Source organism: Colwellia meonggei, from assembly GCF_057537295.1.
The window spans coordinates 143675-159437 of the sequence record NZ_BAAJLZ010000001.1 but is presented as its reverse complement, the minus strand read 5'-3'; the positions used below and the strand labels follow the sequence as shown (position 1 = coordinate 159437).

Sequence of the window (15763 nt, the reverse complement as noted above, 5' to 3'; positions counted from 1 at the left end):
GTGAATGAATAAAGGCAGTGAATGGCTGTTAACCATAACAAAACAATGACATTTATAAAGTATTTATTTGTTTCACACACGACAAATACATATTTACAATTTTGTATGAGTATTTTTGCATTTATATTAGTATTAAAAGCATTTAGCTATGGCACTTTTGCGCAATTTACTAGAGAATACTAACAATAGAAGGTTAACTCAGTAAGGTGTAAAAAGGTTGGAATAGTGAAGTACCATGATTCCATAGTACAAGCCGAACAGAAAATGCACGCCGCCATAAAACAATTGCAGTTATGGCATATACCTGCGACGCCAATTAATTACGCTGTTAGTTACGATTACCTCAATAAAACCTCAAAAGCACTAAATAGTGCCATTGAAAAGCAACTTGCCACTGGTAAAAAACTCGATAACTTTTTTCTGGAAGAACTCTATCGCCAATATGTCTTAGGGCAAAGTGCGCTTAATGAAGATCTTATTGATGATCTAGACGATGTTCTCGTCGATTTAAAAGATAATAGCCAGAAATCAAAACATTGCACAGAACGACTTGTTAGCCAGCTTGATGATAACATTTCAAACTTGAAATCATCGGATAAGCGTCAAGTATTCACTGCAATAAAACAAATACGTGACGCAGCACAACAATTTAAACTGCAACAGCAAAAACTTGCAGAACAATTACAAGTTTCTCAACAATCAACAGACGCTTTGAGAACAGAGTTAGACGACGTTAAAAAAGAAATTTATTTAGATCCGCTAACGGGTTTATATAATCGTAAAGCTATGAGTAAGCACTTAGATGTTTGGCTGTCTGATAACCCGAACAAGCAAGTAGCCGCTATTATTGTCAATATTGATCAATTTTCGACAATGAATGAGCAATTTGGCCCGTTAATAAGTGATGTATTACTCACCAAGGTCGCGAACAAAATTAGTAGTTATGTTGGAGAAAGTGGTTTACCTGTTAGATCTGCAGGTGATGAGTTTTTAATTTTACTGCCTGATGTCGAACGTAATATTGCGGGTGAAATTGCAGAGAAAATTCGGCAGGGCGTTGAAAAATTAAGGTTTGTGAGTAGCAAGTCTGGTGCTCGTTTGCCTCAAATGACCCTTAGCATAGGTGTTAGCGATTATAATGTCGCGACAAGTGCCAATACAATTGTTGCTCAAACACGAAAACTAATTGACAACATTGCCAGCAATATCACTAACCATGTAAATATCGCCAAAGCTTAAAAGCAATTCTACTTTGATGATTTTTCGATTTGCGCTGCTAACGCCGCAATGTTTTTTTCAGAATACACTTTAATATCATTGGCGGTTAACAATCGCGTTGTCATACCTTGCCCAACAATTTTTTTACCATTAAATGAGCCATCGTATATAGTTGTGCTACCGCAAGACGGGCTCGACTCCTTTAATAGGGCATAACGAATATTGTGTAATTGGCATAAACGTAATGCTGCCTTAGCGCCTTGCTCAAAGGCAGATGCAACATCTTCACCAAGATTAGTAAGCACCTGAATTTCAATACTATTTTGTATTTCTGCTGGCGCACGAGGCGTTGATAAACCGCCAGATAATTCAGGACAAATAACGACAAGCCTTTGTTCAAGATGCCAACGTTGAATAACACTTTCGGTTAACAAGTTGTCTGCGCCGTCATATCTCACTTTATTGCCTAAAAAACAGCTACTAATTAATATTTTTTCCACAGTTATCGCTCAAATAAAATTAACTTTTTCGTTACCCTACCACTGCTGGTAATAATCGTTGTTGAACGAATATTAAACCACGGCTATCTAGCTCTGTTGCACATTCAAACCAACATGACTGACTATATTCTTCAAAAGTTAAGTTTAACTGCGCGTCTTCGCAGTCTAAACGGGTACATTGTAGATCAGCACCTAATATTTGCTCGGTCACCGTTGCAGATGTCAATGAAATCAACTTTTCACTAAGCTGCGCACATTCATCTATCGACCAATCTTGGCTAAACTGCACTTGCAATATACGCTGATCAATTAAAGTTACTGACGATATTTCGTTTGTATTCTGGTTTTGCATAGTAATTTAATGTTCCGAATAGGTTATTTAATTGACCAAAACTTGTGCTAGCGCAACTAAATATCAGATAATTTTATCAACTGGCACGATACCAAAAAAAGCAAGGACAATTGGCTACTTTTTACATATAATCAAGTAAGGATCCTTTAAAATTCTTTATCAAAGAGAGATAATATTTATGAAAAAACTTACTTTAGCTGTTGCTGCTACTGTTATGATGGCTTCACCTGTTTTCGCTGGCGACGCAGCTGCCGGTAAAGCTAAATCAGGTATGTGTGCCGCATGTCACGGTGCTGCAGGTATTTCTGCTGTTCCTATGTATCCTAACCTTGCTGGCCAAAAAGAAGCATACTTAGCTAAGCAATTAAAAGATTTTAAATCGGGTAGCCGTAAAGATCCAGTAATGGCACCAATGGCAATGGCATTATCTGACGAAGATGTTGCAAACATTGCAGCATACTACGCAAGCCTTAAGTAAAGTTAAGTGATAGACGATTATTAAGATTGTCTCTTTCATACTTTCGTGCATATCTAGGTTTCGCTAATACGTGAGCACAACCTGATGTACGATCTCTAAAAAAAGCGCAATTAGCGCTTTTTTTGTCTTTAATTTCCTAACTACTGTGCTGCTTAATAAGTGATAGAAAGGGTTCACCATAACGCGCAAGCTTAGTATCTCCGATACCGCTAATATTAAGCATTTGCGAAGAGCTCATCGGCTTAACTCGTGCTAACTCAGCTAATGTCGCATCATTAAATACGATAAATGGCGCAATATCTTCTAGCTCAGCAATCTCTTTGCGTAGTGACCTTAACTTAGAGAATAAAGCTCGGTCGTATACTTTTCCTTGTTTATTTCGCTGCCAGTAACTTGCTTTTTGTAGTCGAGGAGCTGCAAGCATTAATGGCTTTTGCCCTTTTAAAACATCGCCAGCAGCTTGTGTTAAGCACAAATTTGATTGTTCAGCGATATCTTGTTGTAAGTAGCCCAAGTGAATAAGTTGTCGAATAATAGAAAACCAATAACCCGGAGTTTTATCTTTGCCAATACCAAAGGTTGACACTTTATCATGCTCAAACTGACGTACTTTTTCGTTGCTATCTGCACGTAATACGGCAATTACATGTTCAATATCACCACTCTGTGCAATTCTATAAACACATGACAAAACCTTTTGGGCCGCTTGTGTGGCGTCAAATTGGCTAGGTGGATCTAAACAAATATCGCAATTGCCACAGCCTTTTTCAGTAAACTCTGCAAAATAGTTAAGGACAACACGGCGTCGGCAAGTTTGTGCATCTACAAAACCTCGCATCGCTTGAAATCTTTGCATTTCAACATTCACGCGTTGTTCATTTTCACCTTCAGCAATACGTTTACTGATACGTTCCACATCTTTATCATCATGTAAAAATAATGCTTCGGCGGGTAAGCCATCTCGACCAGCACGGCCAATTTCCTGATAATACGATTCTAACGTTCTTGGTGGTTCATAATGAATAACATAACGGACATTAGACTTATTGATACCTAAACCGAATGCTACAGTCGCAACAACAACTTGCACGTCGTCTTTTGCAAATTTATCTTGAATAATATTGCGAATTTCGGCCTCTAAGCCCGCATGATAAGCCGCGCAATTAACACCTGAGCTCGCTAATGATTTTGCGAGTTTTTCAACTTGCCAACGACTATTACAATAAATAATGCCACATTCATCTTTGCGCTTTTTAACATAACCCAAAATTTGTTGCTCACCCTGATATTTTTCAGCCAAGGTAAAGCGAATATTGGGTCGGTCAAAACTATCAAGGTGAATATAAGGATCATTTAAGGCAAGCTGCTGCAAGATATCACGTCGAGTAGTTACATCGGCCGTGGCTGTTAAGGCCATTAATGGCACATTGGGAAAGTGTTGTTTTAATAAGTGCAGTTGAGTGTAAGCCGGCCTAAAGTCATGTCCCCACTGAGAAATACAATGCGCTTCATCAATGGCAAATAAGCTAATATTTAACTGCGACAAGCCTTGAATAAAGTAATAATTTTTTAAACGTTCAGGCGCAACATATAGTAATTTAATTTCACCTTGACCTAAACGTTGAAAAATATCGTTTATAGTTTCAGTGCTTAATGACGAATTGACATACGCTGCAGAGATACCTTGCCTGATCAAACCATCCACTTGATCTTTCATTAAAGCAATTAATGGTGAGATAACAATAGTGACGCCTGACATTATTGTGGCCGGTAATTGATAACACATCGACTTACCGCCACCGGTCGGCATTAATACTAGACTATCTCTGCCCTGTAGTGCCTGTTGAATAATTTCTTCTTGTCCGGGGCGAAACGCTTGATAGCCGAAATGATGCTTCAAGGCTTCAGTCAATGTTGTGGATGATGTCGCGTGCAACAGATAATCTTCGCTAGGTTAAATCAGCCGCCATTTTAACCCAGTCGCTGCTATGTGCAGAGAATTATTTTCATAATCTCAATAAATATTGTTATTCTTTAATCTCATCCGACCAGAAGGATATATCATGACACAGGAAGAATCATTTCAACAAATAGCACATTATTGGAACCAAGCTATGCCATTCAATAAGCTATTGGGACTAGAAATAACACGCTTTAATGCTCAAGAATCAGCCGTTAGCATTAATTGGCACGATAAACTTATTGGTAATCCGGAACAAAAAATTCTTCATGGTGGTGTTACGGCATCGGCACTTGATCTTGCTGGTGGCGTAGTTGCGGCAGCTAATATTTTAATGCAATTACCAACGCTAACACCGGAAGTAATATCGCAAAGCCTTAGCCGTTTAAGTACTATTGACTTACGCACTGATTTTCTCAGACCAGGCCGCGGCGAGCTTTTTGTTGCAACAGCAAAAATCATCCGAAGTGGCAATAAAGTCGCGGTTGCCCGAATGGAAATGCATAATGAGCAAGGGGATCATATTGCCTTTGGTACTGGTACCTATATGGTGGGCTAATTAACATTGATGCTTCCTCAACGTGATTAATGATATCATTGCACTTCATTGAATATCACCAGCGCAAATTAGTATCTCATGTCAACTACGCAACAAACGGCCCTACGTGGCGGAATTATCAGTGCCATAAGCGCCTATACTATGTGGGGCATAGCGCCGCTTTATTTTAAACTTATTCAGCACATAGGCACTGATGAGATTCTTGTTCATCGCGTGGTTTGGTCAACACTATTACTTTTATTAGTAGTTCTTATTTCTAGGAAATGGCGTAGTTTTGTCAGCGTTATTAGCCAACCTAGCATGGTAATACGTTTGACGATATCAGCAGCGTTTTTAGGTGTTAACTGGTTTATGTTTATTTGGGCCGTTAATAACGACCATCTGTTAGACGCGAGTTTAGGCTATTACATTAATCCGTTATTTAGTGTCGCTTTGGGTGTTGTTTTTCTCGGTGAGCGCTTACGACCTTGGCAAATATTTGCAGTAATTTTAGCGCTTATTGGCGTGCTTATTCAGCTAGTAATGATCGGCTCATTACCCATTGTCTCACTTGCATTAGCAGGCACATTTGGTATTTATGGCTTATTGCGGAAAAAGATGCATGTTGATTCTTTTGTGGGATTATTAATTGAATCATTAATGATGCTGCCAATCGCAATTGTGTACTGGCTGCTATTTCTCGAAACCTCTACTAGTAATATTTTAAACAATACCTGGTCGCTAAATACCACATTAATATGTGCAGGTATCGTTACTACAGCACCATTACTGTGCTTTACTGCTGCCGCTAAACGCATGACACTTTCTGCCTTAGGTTTCTTCCAATATATTGGCCCAAGTATTATGTTTGTATTAGCGACATTTTATTATCAAGAGCCACTTTATTTTGCCAAACTTGTTACTTTTGCCTGTATTTGGACCGCACTAGCAATTTTCAGCATTGACTCAATTAAGGCACGAAAAAATTCAAGAAAAGTAGCTACAAGTTAAAACAGATAACCTTTCAAATAAAAAAAGCAGTGAAACTCACTGCTTTTTTCTATCTAGAATTAACTATCGTATACGCGCTTTCCAGAGAAATGTTTATTCCTCAGTAGCACCAACAATACTGACTTGGTTACGACCATTTTCTTTTGCATAGTATAACGCGCCATCGGCAACACTCATTTGCTTAGCAAGTTGCTCTTCACTATTAAACACCACACCTAAGCTCACCGAAAAACTAATGTGCTGTTGCTCAAATGATATTTGCGCCACAGAAATGGTACGACGAAAATCGTCCAAACGATTATACAGCTGATCTTCATCGATTCCTGAGATAACAACAGCAAACTCTTCACCACCTAATCGGGCGATAATGCCATTACCGAAATGCTTGCGCATATAAAGGGCAAGTACTTTTAGAATATGATCACCGGCGTCATGGCCATGATTGTCATTTACACGTTTAAAGAAATCAATATCAAGCATAGCAAGCGCATAAGGTGTTTTATTTGCGGTAAATTCAGCTATAGCGGCTTGTGCATCGCGAATAAAGGCACGTCGATTCGGCAATTCAGTTAGGTAATCAGTATTGGCTGCTTTTTGAATTTGTTCAATATTGTTCAAACTTTCAATGTTTTGGGTAATTCGACAATAAAACTCTTCCGGGCAAAATGGCTTACGTAAGAAGTCATCGGCACCATTTTTAATAAATCGAGCAGAATGTACGCCATTACTAGCCCCTGAAATTCCAATAATAGCAAGTTGCTCGCGACTATAGAGTTTACGAATTTCATTGGTCAACTCAATACCGTCCATTACCGGCATTTCAAGGTCGGTAATCACCATTTTAATATCATTGTGCTGTGCTAACACTTCTAACGCTCGCTGACCATTTTCAGCAACATAAACATTAAAGTTACGACGTTTCAATAATTCAACAACATGGTTTCGCGCCGACGATGAATCATCAACCACCAAAATACCATTACCTTGGTTAGTTAACTGCCAATGTAAAATGCGCTTTAAATACAAAAATGCTTGGCTGTTTTCTTTTGGAATATAATCAATAACGGGTTGGGATAAAATTTTCTGCCGAGTAGCATCATCCATTTTCCCTGTCATTACCACACCAGGAATACCGTGAGACAATATACATGGGATAGCTTCACCATCAGTAGCGTCAGGCAATGCGTAATCTATGGTTGCAGCGAAAAATTCATTTTCACCGCCTTGTAATATCGCCTCTACTTCCGCCAAGCTCGCTGCTACAGTGACTTGATAATTTAATGCTTCACCAATTTGCTTAATAACACGAGCTATCGGACGACTGTCTTCCACTACTAACAACTTTTTTGACATAATAATCCTACTTCCTCGCTCTTTTTTATAACGCTTCTAGATTAGCATAGGCGACAACCAGCCATTTACTACCTACATCTGCAAAATTTACTTGAATACGACTTTGCGCACCACTGCCTTCATAATTTAACACAACCCCGTCACCAAATTTCTTATGTCGAACATTTTGACCTAATTTAAAGCCTGTGCTCTCAAAAGTTTCTAAAGTAATGGTTGATGAAAATCGTCCCGTAGTTTTCGGACGACTCACTTGATTTTGCATACGAATTTCTTCAGTACACTTGTCAGGTAGTTCTTTAAGAAAACGACTTGGCTTGTGATATTTTTCTTGGCCATATAAACGACGACTTTCGGCATGACACAAGTACAACTTTTCCATAGCACGTGTCATACCAACGTAACACAAGCGACGTTCTTCTTCTAAGCGGCTTATATCTTCTACCGATTGCTGCGAAGGGAACATACCTTCTTCTAAACCGGCAATAAAAACTAATGGAAACTCCAAACCTTTGGCTGAGTGCATGGTCATTAGTTGCACCGCAGCTTCATAATCATCTGCTTGTGATTCGCCTGATTCCAATGCAGCATGGGTTAAAAACGCCGTTAGTTCACTTTGCTCTTCTTCTAACTCTGGATCAACCTCAAAGGTTTGACAAGCGGTAACTAATTCATTTAAGTTTTCAATTCTCGCCTCAGCACGCTCGCCTTTTTCCGCTTGATACATAGCTTTCAAACCGGAATGTTGAATAACAAAATTGGCCTGCTGATCTAAGTTTAAATTACATGAATCATCTTCTAGTTGATCAATTAAATGAATGAACTGTTGAATAACCTTAGCGCTACGCCCTTTAAGTTGTTCATTTTGCATCATATGTTGGCACGCTTGCCACAAAGTACACTCTAAACTGCGCGCCGCGTCGCGCACTAAACTTAAGGTTTGATTACCTATACCTCGAGCCGGCGTATTAATAATACGTTCAAAAGCAGCATCGTCATCACGATTATTTAATAATCGTAAATACGCCAAAGCGTCCTTAATTTCCTGACGTTCGAAAAATCGCAGGCCACCATAAATTCGATATGGTAATTGGGCTTGAATAAGCGCTTCTTCCATTAATCGCGATTGAGCATTGCTACGATACAAAATAGCAACATCATCAAGCGAGCCATCATTTTTTTGCCAATCGGCAATGCGACCTGCAATGAATCGTGCTTCGTCAATTTCATTAAAGGCAGTATAAATAGAAATTTTTTCACCAGCATCACCATCAGTCCATAAATCCTTACCTAGGCGATTATTGTTATTACCAATTAATTGGTTTGCGGCTGTTAATATATTGGCAGTCGAACGATAATTTTGCTCAAGTTTAATGGTTTTTGCGCCATCAAAATCTTTTAAGAATCGTTGAATATTCTCAATTTTTGCACCACGCCAGCCATAGATAGATTGATCATCATCACCCACAATCATGACATTACCGCTTTTCTGGCCAAGCATATTTAGCCAAGCATATTGAATGGCGTTGGTATCTTGAAACTCGTCAACAAGTAGGTGTGAAAAACGCTGTTGATAGTGTTGTAGCAATTCAGGGTTATTCAACCAAAGCTCATGGGCTCTTAGCAATAATTCCGCAAAATCGACCAAGCCGGCACGATCACAGGTATCTTGATAAACACGATAAACCTTAACAAACATTTCTTCAGTAACATCGAACTGAGTATCAATATGCTGAGGACGCAAGCCCTCATCTTTTTTACCATTGATATACCAAAGAAATTGTTTCGCTGGCCAACGTTTTTCATCAAGCTCTAATGAACGCACAATACGCTTAATTAACCGTAATTGATCATCAGAATCTAATACTTGAAAACTTTGCGGTAATTTCGCTTCCTGAAAGTGCATGCGCAACAAACGATGCGCTAAACCATGGAAAGTGCCAACCCACATGCCATGAACATTACCATCAACAGTTTGCTCAACGCGAGCACGCATTTCTGCAGCAGCTTTGTTGGTAAAAGTTACCGCTAAAATACTATGAGGAGAGGCTTGTTCAACTTTCATCAACCAAGCAATGCGCTGCACTAAAACTCGTGTTTTACCACTGCCCGCACCGGCAAGCACCAACATATTTTGTAAGGGTGCGGCCACAACATCACGTTGCTTATCATTTAGCGAATCAAGTAATTCAGAAACGTCCATAACAGGTAAAAATTAATAACAAAAATATGGCGCTATCATAGCAAGCTCAGCACTTTATTAATAACGCTATTGATAATTATATTGTTATTTCCAATATAGCTTCGACATTAACAATGAAAAGTAGAGCCTTGTATTATAACAAGTTTAGTTAAAATTTAGCGCGGCGGCTTAAAGCTATATGTAAACTTGATACTGCTGAGGTTTACTTAGAATTCACTTTAGCCAACAACTTTTGTCAATTGCTCAACGTTATCAAGCATTAAGGTGGGTATGATTTTTAATGGCTTACCAACAGAATATTTATTTAACCAGGCTGTTTGACAACCAGCATTAACGCCGCCCAAAACGTCATTTTTACCACAATCACCAACGTGTAATAGCTGTTGAGCACTAATATTCAATGCCATACAGGTTTTATTGAACATATCGGCATCTGGCTTTAAGCGGTTTTCAATTGAAGCATGAAAGTGGTGTGTAAAATACTGGGAGATACCAATTTTATCGGTATCAACATTACCATTGGTAATAGCAACTAATGGTTTTTTACTTTTAAGATAAGCGAGAAAATCATGGGTAGCTTGAGGTAAAGTAAAATTACTACGTTGCTCAACAAAATAAGCTAAGGCTGCGTCAGCAACTTCCGTTGCAGCATTACTATTTAGCCCTAACGCTTGCGCCCCTAAAAAATAACTTTTTTGACGCAATAAACCAACATCGTGTTTTAGCCTAGGCCAACGTGAAATAGCTTGCTGACGATATGGAAACCAAAAACGAAAGTTATAAATATTTTTCATGGTATCGATACCAAAGTCTGACAACACCCGAGCAAAATAGCTAACCATTTTTTTGTCGGTCGCTAACATTATCGGGTGATTACTATACAAGGTATCGTCCAAATCAAAGCTAATAGCCTGAAACGGTAATAAACGACGATAAAATCTCATTAACTTTACTTAGTAAAGTTGCTGATGAAGTAATTTAGCCACCAACTTTTTAAATTGGTTAAGTAGCAAAGTATCCATTCTTGGATCAAAATGCTCGGCATCACGGCTACTAATTGCTAAAAAGCCAATATCTTGATCATGGTGCGTTAGTCGTACTAATACTACAGAACCTTGCGTTGGTTCAGCAAAAATCAGCTCTTGTTCACTTTGCTGTAAACGGCCAAAGTAATAGCCATCTTTGCTTAATTTACTTTCAACAATTTCACTACAGTCCGAGTCAACAATAGAACTATGTTCAACCTTAGTTGGTTTAGCTAGCCATAGTTTTAACGCATCTAATGATAATAATTGCGTCGTAGCTAAGTGCAAACAATCCAAGAGTTCTTCAGCGGTTGAACAATCTAATAATCGTAAGTACAAGTCACTGTAAAGGGCGAATAATTGCTCATTTTGATTAGCGATCACCATTAATTGAGTGATCTCTTCTTCTAGGTTATGAATTTTTTGCCGCTGTTGTGACAATTGGCGCTCAACTAAAGAAACTACGCCACGCTGATGATCAGGTAAGCGTAAGCCCGTGACAAACTCAGCTTGGCGATTAAAAAATTCAGGGTGATCTTGTAAATAAGTCACCACCAATTCATCGGTTAAACTAATATCGTTCGATATCATCTCAGCTTCACTAGATGATAGAGGTTCTTTTGATTGCATAGATTTATTTTTATCTTGTGTCATAAGTTAATTTGCCCGTCGAATACATGAACCGCCGGACCTGTCATTTTCACGGAGTTACCTGGCCCTTTCCAATAAATTTTTAATTGGCCGCCAGGCAAGTCGACTAAAACTTGTCGATTAAGTTTCTTTTGCATTTGCCCAATAACAACTGCAGCACAAGCACCACTGCCACAAGCAAGAGTCTCTGCAGCACCGCGTTCGTATACTCGTAGTTTGATATATTCCATCGAAACCACTTCCATAAAACTCACATTTGCTTGTTTTGGAAAACGCTCATGATGCGATAAAGCCTTACCAAGCTTCTCAACCGGCGCTTGTTTAACATCATCAACAGTGAGTACACAATGCGGATTACCTAACGATACAACACCACACAATACGGTTTCTTCTTCACTGCGCAGTATGTATGTGCCCTCGGCTTTTTGGGCGGTAAAAGGGATTTTATTTGGCTCAAATTGCGGCACTGGCATATTAACTGAGACATTACCGTCACGTTCAATGAATAATGTCATTTTGCCCGATTGGGTGGAAACTCTAATTTTGTTTTTATTGGTTAGATTCTTTAACCGTACAAACTTAGCAAAGCAACGAGCACCATTGCCACACTGACCCACTTCACTACCATCAGCATTAAAAATACGATAGTGAAAATCTAAATCAGGATCATACGGCGGCTCAACCACCAATACTTGGTCGAAGCCAACACCAAAATTTCTGTCCGCTAATTGCTTAATTTGTTCATTCGACAAATAAACATTTTGCGTGACATTATCAAGCACCAGAAAGTCATTACCTAAGCCGTGCATTTTAGAAAAATTTACTAACATTACTATTTATTCTCACACCATCACGGTAATAAGTGTTCACCTTGCCACAGTTGGCTGTAGGTTTCACGTTGTCGAATCAAGTGGCTCTTATCGCCATCAACCATCACTTCTGCTGCTCGCGGTCGACTGTTATAATTTGAACTCATGGTAAACCCGTAAGCACCAGCACTTCGCACTGCCAATAAATCACCGGCCTCAATTGCTAAATTACGTTCTTTACCTAAAAAATCACCGGTTTCACAAATCGGTCCAACTACGTCATATTGAGCTTCAGTAATATCACTACGTTGTTCTACGGGAATAATTGCTTGCCAAGCTTGATATAAAGAAGGACGAATGAGGTCATTCATTGCCGCGTCAACGATTGCAAAATTTCTATCTTCGCTGGTTTTTATATATTCTACTTCCGTCACTAATATGCCGGCATTTGCCATAACTGCACGGCCTGGCTCATAAATTAAGCTTAGTTTACGGCCAGCAAGTTTGTCAGCAATAGCTTTAGCATATTCATTTGGGTGCGGTGGTTGTTCATTATCATAACAAACACCTAAACCACCACCGACATCAATATGTGAAATTGAAATATCTTGCGCGTCGAGTATATCAATCAACTTCAAGACGCGATCTAAAGCATCTAAAAATGGCAGTATTTCTGTTAATTGAGAACCAATATGACAATCAACTCCCTGAATATTCACGTGCGATAAAGACGCGGCATACGCGTATAGTTCAGGCGCTTTATCAATACTGATACCAAATTTATTTTCTTTTAAGCCAGTAGAAATATAAGGATGTGTGCCGGCATCAACATCAGGGTTAACACGCAGTGATATTGGCGCGACTAAATCTAGGTTTTTAGCAACATCTTGAATACGCTCTAGCTCTGCAGCCGACTCAACATTAAAACAGTAAATGCCTAAATCGAGTGCAAAAGCAATTTCATCCGACGTTTTCCCCACACCAGAAAAAACTACCTTTTTAGGGTCGCCACCGGCTTCCAGTACGCGTAATAGCTCGCCCTTTGAAACAATGTCAAAACCTGAGCCCAAACGCGCCATCACATTGAGTACGGCAATATTACTATTGGCTTTCACCGCATAGCACACCAAATGCTGGCGATCGCCTGCAGCTTGATCAAAGGCATGCCAATGTCGCTCAATAGTCGCTCTAGAATAAACGTAAAGCGGCGTGCCGTATTCTTTTGCTAATGCAGGTACCGAACATTGTTCAGCAAACAAGGTTTTTTGTTTACGATTGAAAAAGTCCAAGGAACTATTCCTACTATTTTATACTCGTTTAATAAATAATACCGCTGCTAATATCTTTGCTATGTGCGCTAATTAATTAGTCAGCTTAGTATTTTCACTGTTTTTATTGGTTTCATCGTTTGTTTTAGACGAGTTTTCTTGCTGTTGCTCGGGAGTTTGGTATAAAGGTCCTTTAATACCGCAGCCGGATGTTGTGGCTAAACTAAGCAAACTGATGAAAATAATTGCAATTTGTTTACGCATAATTGATTTATTCGATTTTTTTCCCATGATAGACGTTTTATAATCCCATGACCAATAATTACCAAGCAAAGATTAAACAATCATAACACTTAGGTAAAAAGGAATAGTTAATGAATGATAGTCAATACAATTTAGCCGCCGATGATATCTTATTGGCAGTAGAAGAAGCCATTGAAGATTGCGGCTGCGATATCGATTATGAAGGGGTTGGTGGTTTGCTCACGCTAACCTTTAAGAATGCGACTAAAATCATCATTAACAAACAAGCACCATTACACGAAATATGGGTAGCAACGAAATTTAATGGTCACCACTTTCACTTTGAAAATGATCAGTGGCTTGATAAGCGTGGCGGCGATGAACTATGGCAGTTTCTATCTGACGCAGTAAGTAAACAAGCAGAAGAAACCATTGTCCTGTCTGCACAATAAATAAGGTAACCGAAATGACTCAACAAACAGTTCGTATTGCAACGCGAAAAAGTGCCTTAGCACTATGGCAAGCAGAGTACGTGAAAGCGCAACTTGAGCACTTTCATCCAGGTATTAACGTGGAATTAGTCCCTATGACCACTAAAGGTGACATTATTCTTGATACTCCACTTGCTAAAGTTGGTGGTAAAGGACTATTTGTTAAAGAACTTGAAGTGGCAATGTTAGAAAACCGCGCCGATATTGCCGTACACTCAATGAAAGATGTACCGGTAGAGTTTCCGGAAGGCTTAGGCTTAGAAATTATTTGTCCGCGTGAAGATCCTCGTGACGCTTTTGTTTCAAATACCATTGCAAGCTTCGCAGATTTACCACAAGGCGCCATTGTTGGTACCTCAAGCTTACGTCGCCAATGCCAAATTAAAGCATTACGTCCTGATTTAGATATTCGTGATTTACGCGGTAATGTAAATACTCGCCTTAAGAAACTAGATAACGGCGAATATGATGCGATTATTTTAGCGGCAGCTGGTCTTATTCGCTTAGAAATGCCTGAGCGTATTCGTGAATTTATTGCTCCAGAAGTTATGCTACCAGCAAATGGCCAAGGTGCAGTCGGTATTGAGTGCCGAACTGACGATAACATCATTAAAAACCTACTTGCGCCACTGGGCTGTGAAGAAACACGCATTCGCGTACTCGCAGAACGAGCCATGAACAGAGCACTTGAAGGCGGTTGTCAGGTACCAATTGGCAGCTACGCCATTATTGAAAATAACGAAGTTTATTTACGCGGTTTAGTAGGTGCGGTTGATGGCAGCGAAATTTTAACCAGTGAAGTACGCGGCAAAACTGCCGATGCCGAACAGCTTGGTAACGATCTGGCAACAACATTATTAGCAGATGGCGCAGATAAAATTCTTCGCCAGGTTTATGACCAACAATAAGATTAATATTTTAATTTCGCGCCCAGAATCTGCTGGGCGTGAACTCCAACAACACCTTGAAAGCCAGGGTATTGCAAGTCATTGTCAGCCTTTTTTTGATTATCAAGCCAAAGATACACTCGAACAACTTACAAACTTACAACACCAATTAGCAGCACCTATCATTATTTTTGTCAGTGTCGCCGCAGTTGAGTTTGCTGAAAAAATTATCCCTATTGCGCAATGGCCAGTATCAGATGTTATTGCAGTAGGAAGTGCAACACAGCAAAAGCTCAAAACGGTATATGTCTCAGCAAGCATACCTGAGCAACACGACAGTGAAGGGCTATTAGCCTTACCACGACTAAATAATGTTAATACCAAAGACGTTATTATTATTCGCGGTGATGGTGGACGAGAATTAATTGCCGAAACACTAACGGCCCGTGGTGCCAATGTTCATTATTTTGAAAGTTATCGACGTGTTTGGCGAAATTTCCCTGTTAGTGTCATCAAATCATGGCAACAACAGCGGATAAATTGTATCTTAGTTACCAGTAACGCTTTATTGGAATTCATAGTAAACTTAGTTAAAGATTCAGACAGTTACTGGCAAGATGATTGTATTTGGTTAGTGGCAAGCAAGCGCATTGCTAAAAACGCCGAAAAATTAGGGCTAAAGCGGGTTATTAACGCTGATGGTGCTAATAAACACGCTATCTCTCAAGCACTGTCTTTGGCGTTATTTTAAGAATATAAAATTATAGTGCTCTCAATGA

17 protein-coding genes are annotated in these 15763 nt (G+C 39.3%); 7 read left to right on the top strand and 10 right to left on the bottom strand.

Going from position 1 to position 15763, the window contains the following annotated elements:
- Positions 1-225: 225 nt before the first annotated feature.
- On the top strand, positions 226-1239 hold the full coding sequence (locus AC27E9_RS00785) for a GGDEF domain-containing protein (RefSeq protein ID WP_487126343.1): 1014 nt from the start codon (positions 226-228) through the stop codon (positions 1237-1239).
- Positions 1240-1247: 8 nt separating this feature from the next.
- Here the strand turns inward: AC27E9_RS00785 and AC27E9_RS00780 are convergent, their stop codons facing one another.
- Positions 1248-1718 carry a 2-thiouracil desulfurase family protein gene (locus AC27E9_RS00780; protein WP_487126342.1) on the bottom strand — a complete coding sequence of 157 codons (471 nt, stop codon included), beginning with the start codon at positions 1716-1718 and terminating at the stop codon, positions 1248-1250.
- Positions 1719-1749: 31 nt separating this feature from the next.
- Positions 1750-2070 (bottom strand): DUF3630 family protein, encoded by a 321-nt coding sequence (locus AC27E9_RS00775; protein WP_487126341.1) that lies wholly within the window; start codon positions 2068-2070, stop codon positions 1750-1752.
- A gap of 178 nt (positions 2071-2248) precedes the next feature.
- Here AC27E9_RS00775 and AC27E9_RS00770 point away from each other — a divergent pair, with 178 nt between their 5' ends.
- Positions 2249-2548, top strand: a complete 300-nt coding sequence (locus AC27E9_RS00770; protein ID WP_487126340.1) for a c-type cytochrome — start codon at positions 2249-2251, stop codon at positions 2546-2548.
- Positions 2549-2684: 136 nt separating this feature from the next.
- On the opposite strand, the gene recQ is transcribed toward AC27E9_RS00770, so the two are convergent.
- Positions 2685-4484, bottom strand: coding sequence for a DNA helicase RecQ (gene recQ, locus AC27E9_RS00765; RefSeq protein WP_487126339.1), 1800 nt, complete (start codon positions 4482-4484; stop codon positions 2685-2687).
- A 127-nt stretch (positions 4485-4611) separates the two neighbouring features.
- On the opposite strand from recQ, the gene AC27E9_RS00760 reads away from it, so the two are divergent.
- Both AC27E9_RS00760 and rarD read left to right on the top strand, forming a co-directional pair.
- Complete coding sequence (locus tag AC27E9_RS00760) at positions 4612-5067, top strand: thioesterase family protein (protein ID WP_487126338.1); 456 nt, start codon at positions 4612-4614, stop codon at positions 5065-5067.
- Positions 5068-5145: 78 nt separating this feature from the next.
- Positions 5146-6057: an EamA family transporter RarD gene (rarD, locus tag AC27E9_RS00755; protein ID WP_487126337.1), complete on the top strand. Its 912-nt coding sequence runs from the start codon at positions 5146-5148 to the stop codon at positions 6055-6057.
- Positions 6058-6150: 93 nt separating this feature from the next.
- On the opposite strand, the gene AC27E9_RS00750 is transcribed toward rarD, so the two are convergent.
- The 7 genes from AC27E9_RS00750 to lptM all read right to left on the bottom strand — a co-directional run bounded on the left by AC27E9_RS00750 (position 6151) and on the right by lptM (position 13627).
- Positions 6151-7410, bottom strand: coding sequence for a diguanylate cyclase (locus AC27E9_RS00750; RefSeq protein WP_487126336.1), 1260 nt, complete (start codon positions 7408-7410; stop codon positions 6151-6153).
- A 25-nt stretch (positions 7411-7435) separates the two neighbouring features.
- A complete protein-coding gene (gene uvrD / locus AC27E9_RS00745) occupies positions 7436-9610 on the bottom strand; it encodes a DNA helicase II (protein ID WP_487126335.1) in 2175 nt (724 codons plus the stop codon).
- Between the two features lie 218 nt (positions 9611-9828).
- On the bottom strand, positions 9829-10554 hold the full coding sequence (locus AC27E9_RS00740; protein ID WP_487126334.1) for an HAD-IA family hydrolase: 726 nt from the start codon (positions 10552-10554) through the stop codon (positions 9829-9831).
- 9 nt (positions 10555-10563) lie between these two features.
- Positions 10564-11289: a DUF484 family protein gene (locus AC27E9_RS00735; protein WP_487126333.1), complete on the bottom strand. Its 726-nt coding sequence runs from the start codon at positions 11287-11289 to the stop codon at positions 10564-10566.
- Positions 11286-12116 carry a diaminopimelate epimerase gene (gene dapF, locus AC27E9_RS00730; RefSeq protein ID WP_487126332.1) on the bottom strand — a complete coding sequence of 277 codons (831 nt, stop codon included), beginning with the start codon at positions 12114-12116 and terminating at the stop codon, positions 11286-11288. Before dapF ends, AC27E9_RS00735 begins: the two co-directional genes overlap by 4 nt.
- 20 nt (positions 12117-12136) lie before the next feature.
- Complete coding sequence (lysA, locus tag AC27E9_RS00725) at positions 12137-13384, bottom strand: diaminopimelate decarboxylase (protein WP_487126331.1); 1248 nt, start codon at positions 13382-13384, stop codon at positions 12137-12139.
- Between the two features lie 72 nt (positions 13385-13456).
- Complete coding sequence (gene lptM, locus AC27E9_RS00720) at positions 13457-13627, bottom strand: LPS translocon maturation chaperone LptM (protein WP_487126330.1); 171 nt, start codon at positions 13625-13627, stop codon at positions 13457-13459.
- Positions 13628-13737: 110 nt separating this feature from the next.
- Here lptM and cyaY point away from each other — a divergent pair, with 110 nt between their 5' ends.
- The 3 genes from cyaY to AC27E9_RS00705 are packed head-to-tail and all read left to right on the top strand — an operon-like array spanning position 13738 to position 15735.
- Positions 13738-14058, top strand: coding sequence for an iron donor protein CyaY (gene cyaY / locus AC27E9_RS00715; RefSeq protein ID WP_487126329.1), 321 nt, complete (start codon positions 13738-13740; stop codon positions 14056-14058).
- Positions 14059-14072: 14 nt separating this feature from the next.
- Positions 14073-15005 carry a hydroxymethylbilane synthase gene (hemC, locus tag AC27E9_RS00710; protein WP_487126328.1) on the top strand — a complete coding sequence of 311 codons (933 nt, stop codon included), beginning with the start codon at positions 14073-14075 and terminating at the stop codon, positions 15003-15005.
- On the top strand, positions 14992-15735 hold the full coding sequence (locus tag AC27E9_RS00705) for a uroporphyrinogen-III synthase (protein WP_487126327.1): 744 nt from the start codon (positions 14992-14994) through the stop codon (positions 15733-15735). Before hemC ends, AC27E9_RS00705 begins: the two co-directional genes overlap by 14 nt.
- The last annotated feature ends 28 nt before the right edge of the window (positions 15736-15763 follow it).

What these genes read in the sequence shown, in the direction of transcription:
- rarD (WP_487126337.1), top strand. Translation starts at nt 5,146, where the DNA reads ATGTCAACTACGCAACAAACGGCCCTACGTGGCGGAATTATCAGTGCC.
- AC27E9_RS00705 (WP_487126327.1), top strand. Translation starts at nt 14,992, where the DNA reads ATGACCAACAATAAGATTAATATTTTAATTTCGCGCCCAGAATCTGCT.
- AC27E9_RS00775 (WP_487126341.1), bottom strand. Translation starts at nt 2,070, where the DNA reads ATGCAAAACCAGAATACAAACGAAATATCGTCAGTAACTTTAATTGAT.
- AC27E9_RS00760 (WP_487126338.1), top strand. Translation starts at nt 4,612, where the DNA reads ATGACACAGGAAGAATCATTTCAACAAATAGCACATTATTGGAACCAA.
- AC27E9_RS00750 (WP_487126336.1), bottom strand. Translation starts at nt 7,410, where the DNA reads ATGTCAAAAAAGTTGTTAGTAGTGGAAGACAGTCGTCCGATAGCTCGT.
- uvrD (WP_487126335.1), bottom strand. Translation starts at nt 9,610, where the DNA reads ATGGACGTTTCTGAATTACTTGATTCGCTAAATGATAAGCAACGTGAT.
- AC27E9_RS00735 (WP_487126333.1), bottom strand. Translation starts at nt 11,289, where the DNA reads ATGACACAAGATAAAAATAAATCTATGCAATCAAAAGAACCTCTATCA.
- cyaY (WP_487126329.1), top strand. Translation starts at nt 13,738, where the DNA reads ATGAATGATAGTCAATACAATTTAGCCGCCGATGATATCTTATTGGCA.
- AC27E9_RS00770 (WP_487126340.1), top strand. Translation starts at nt 2,249, where the DNA reads ATGAAAAAACTTACTTTAGCTGTTGCTGCTACTGTTATGATGGCTTCA.
- hemC (WP_487126328.1), top strand. Translation starts at nt 14,073, where the DNA reads ATGACTCAACAAACAGTTCGTATTGCAACGCGAAAAAGTGCCTTAGCA.
- lptM (WP_487126330.1), bottom strand. Translation starts at nt 13,627, where the DNA reads ATGCGTAAACAAATTGCAATTATTTTCATCAGTTTGCTTAGTTTAGCC.
- dapF (WP_487126332.1), bottom strand. Translation starts at nt 12,116, where the DNA reads ATGTTAGTAAATTTTTCTAAAATGCACGGCTTAGGTAATGACTTTCTG.
- AC27E9_RS00740 (WP_487126334.1), bottom strand. Translation starts at nt 10,554, where the DNA reads ATGAGATTTTATCGTCGTTTATTACCGTTTCAGGCTATTAGCTTTGAT.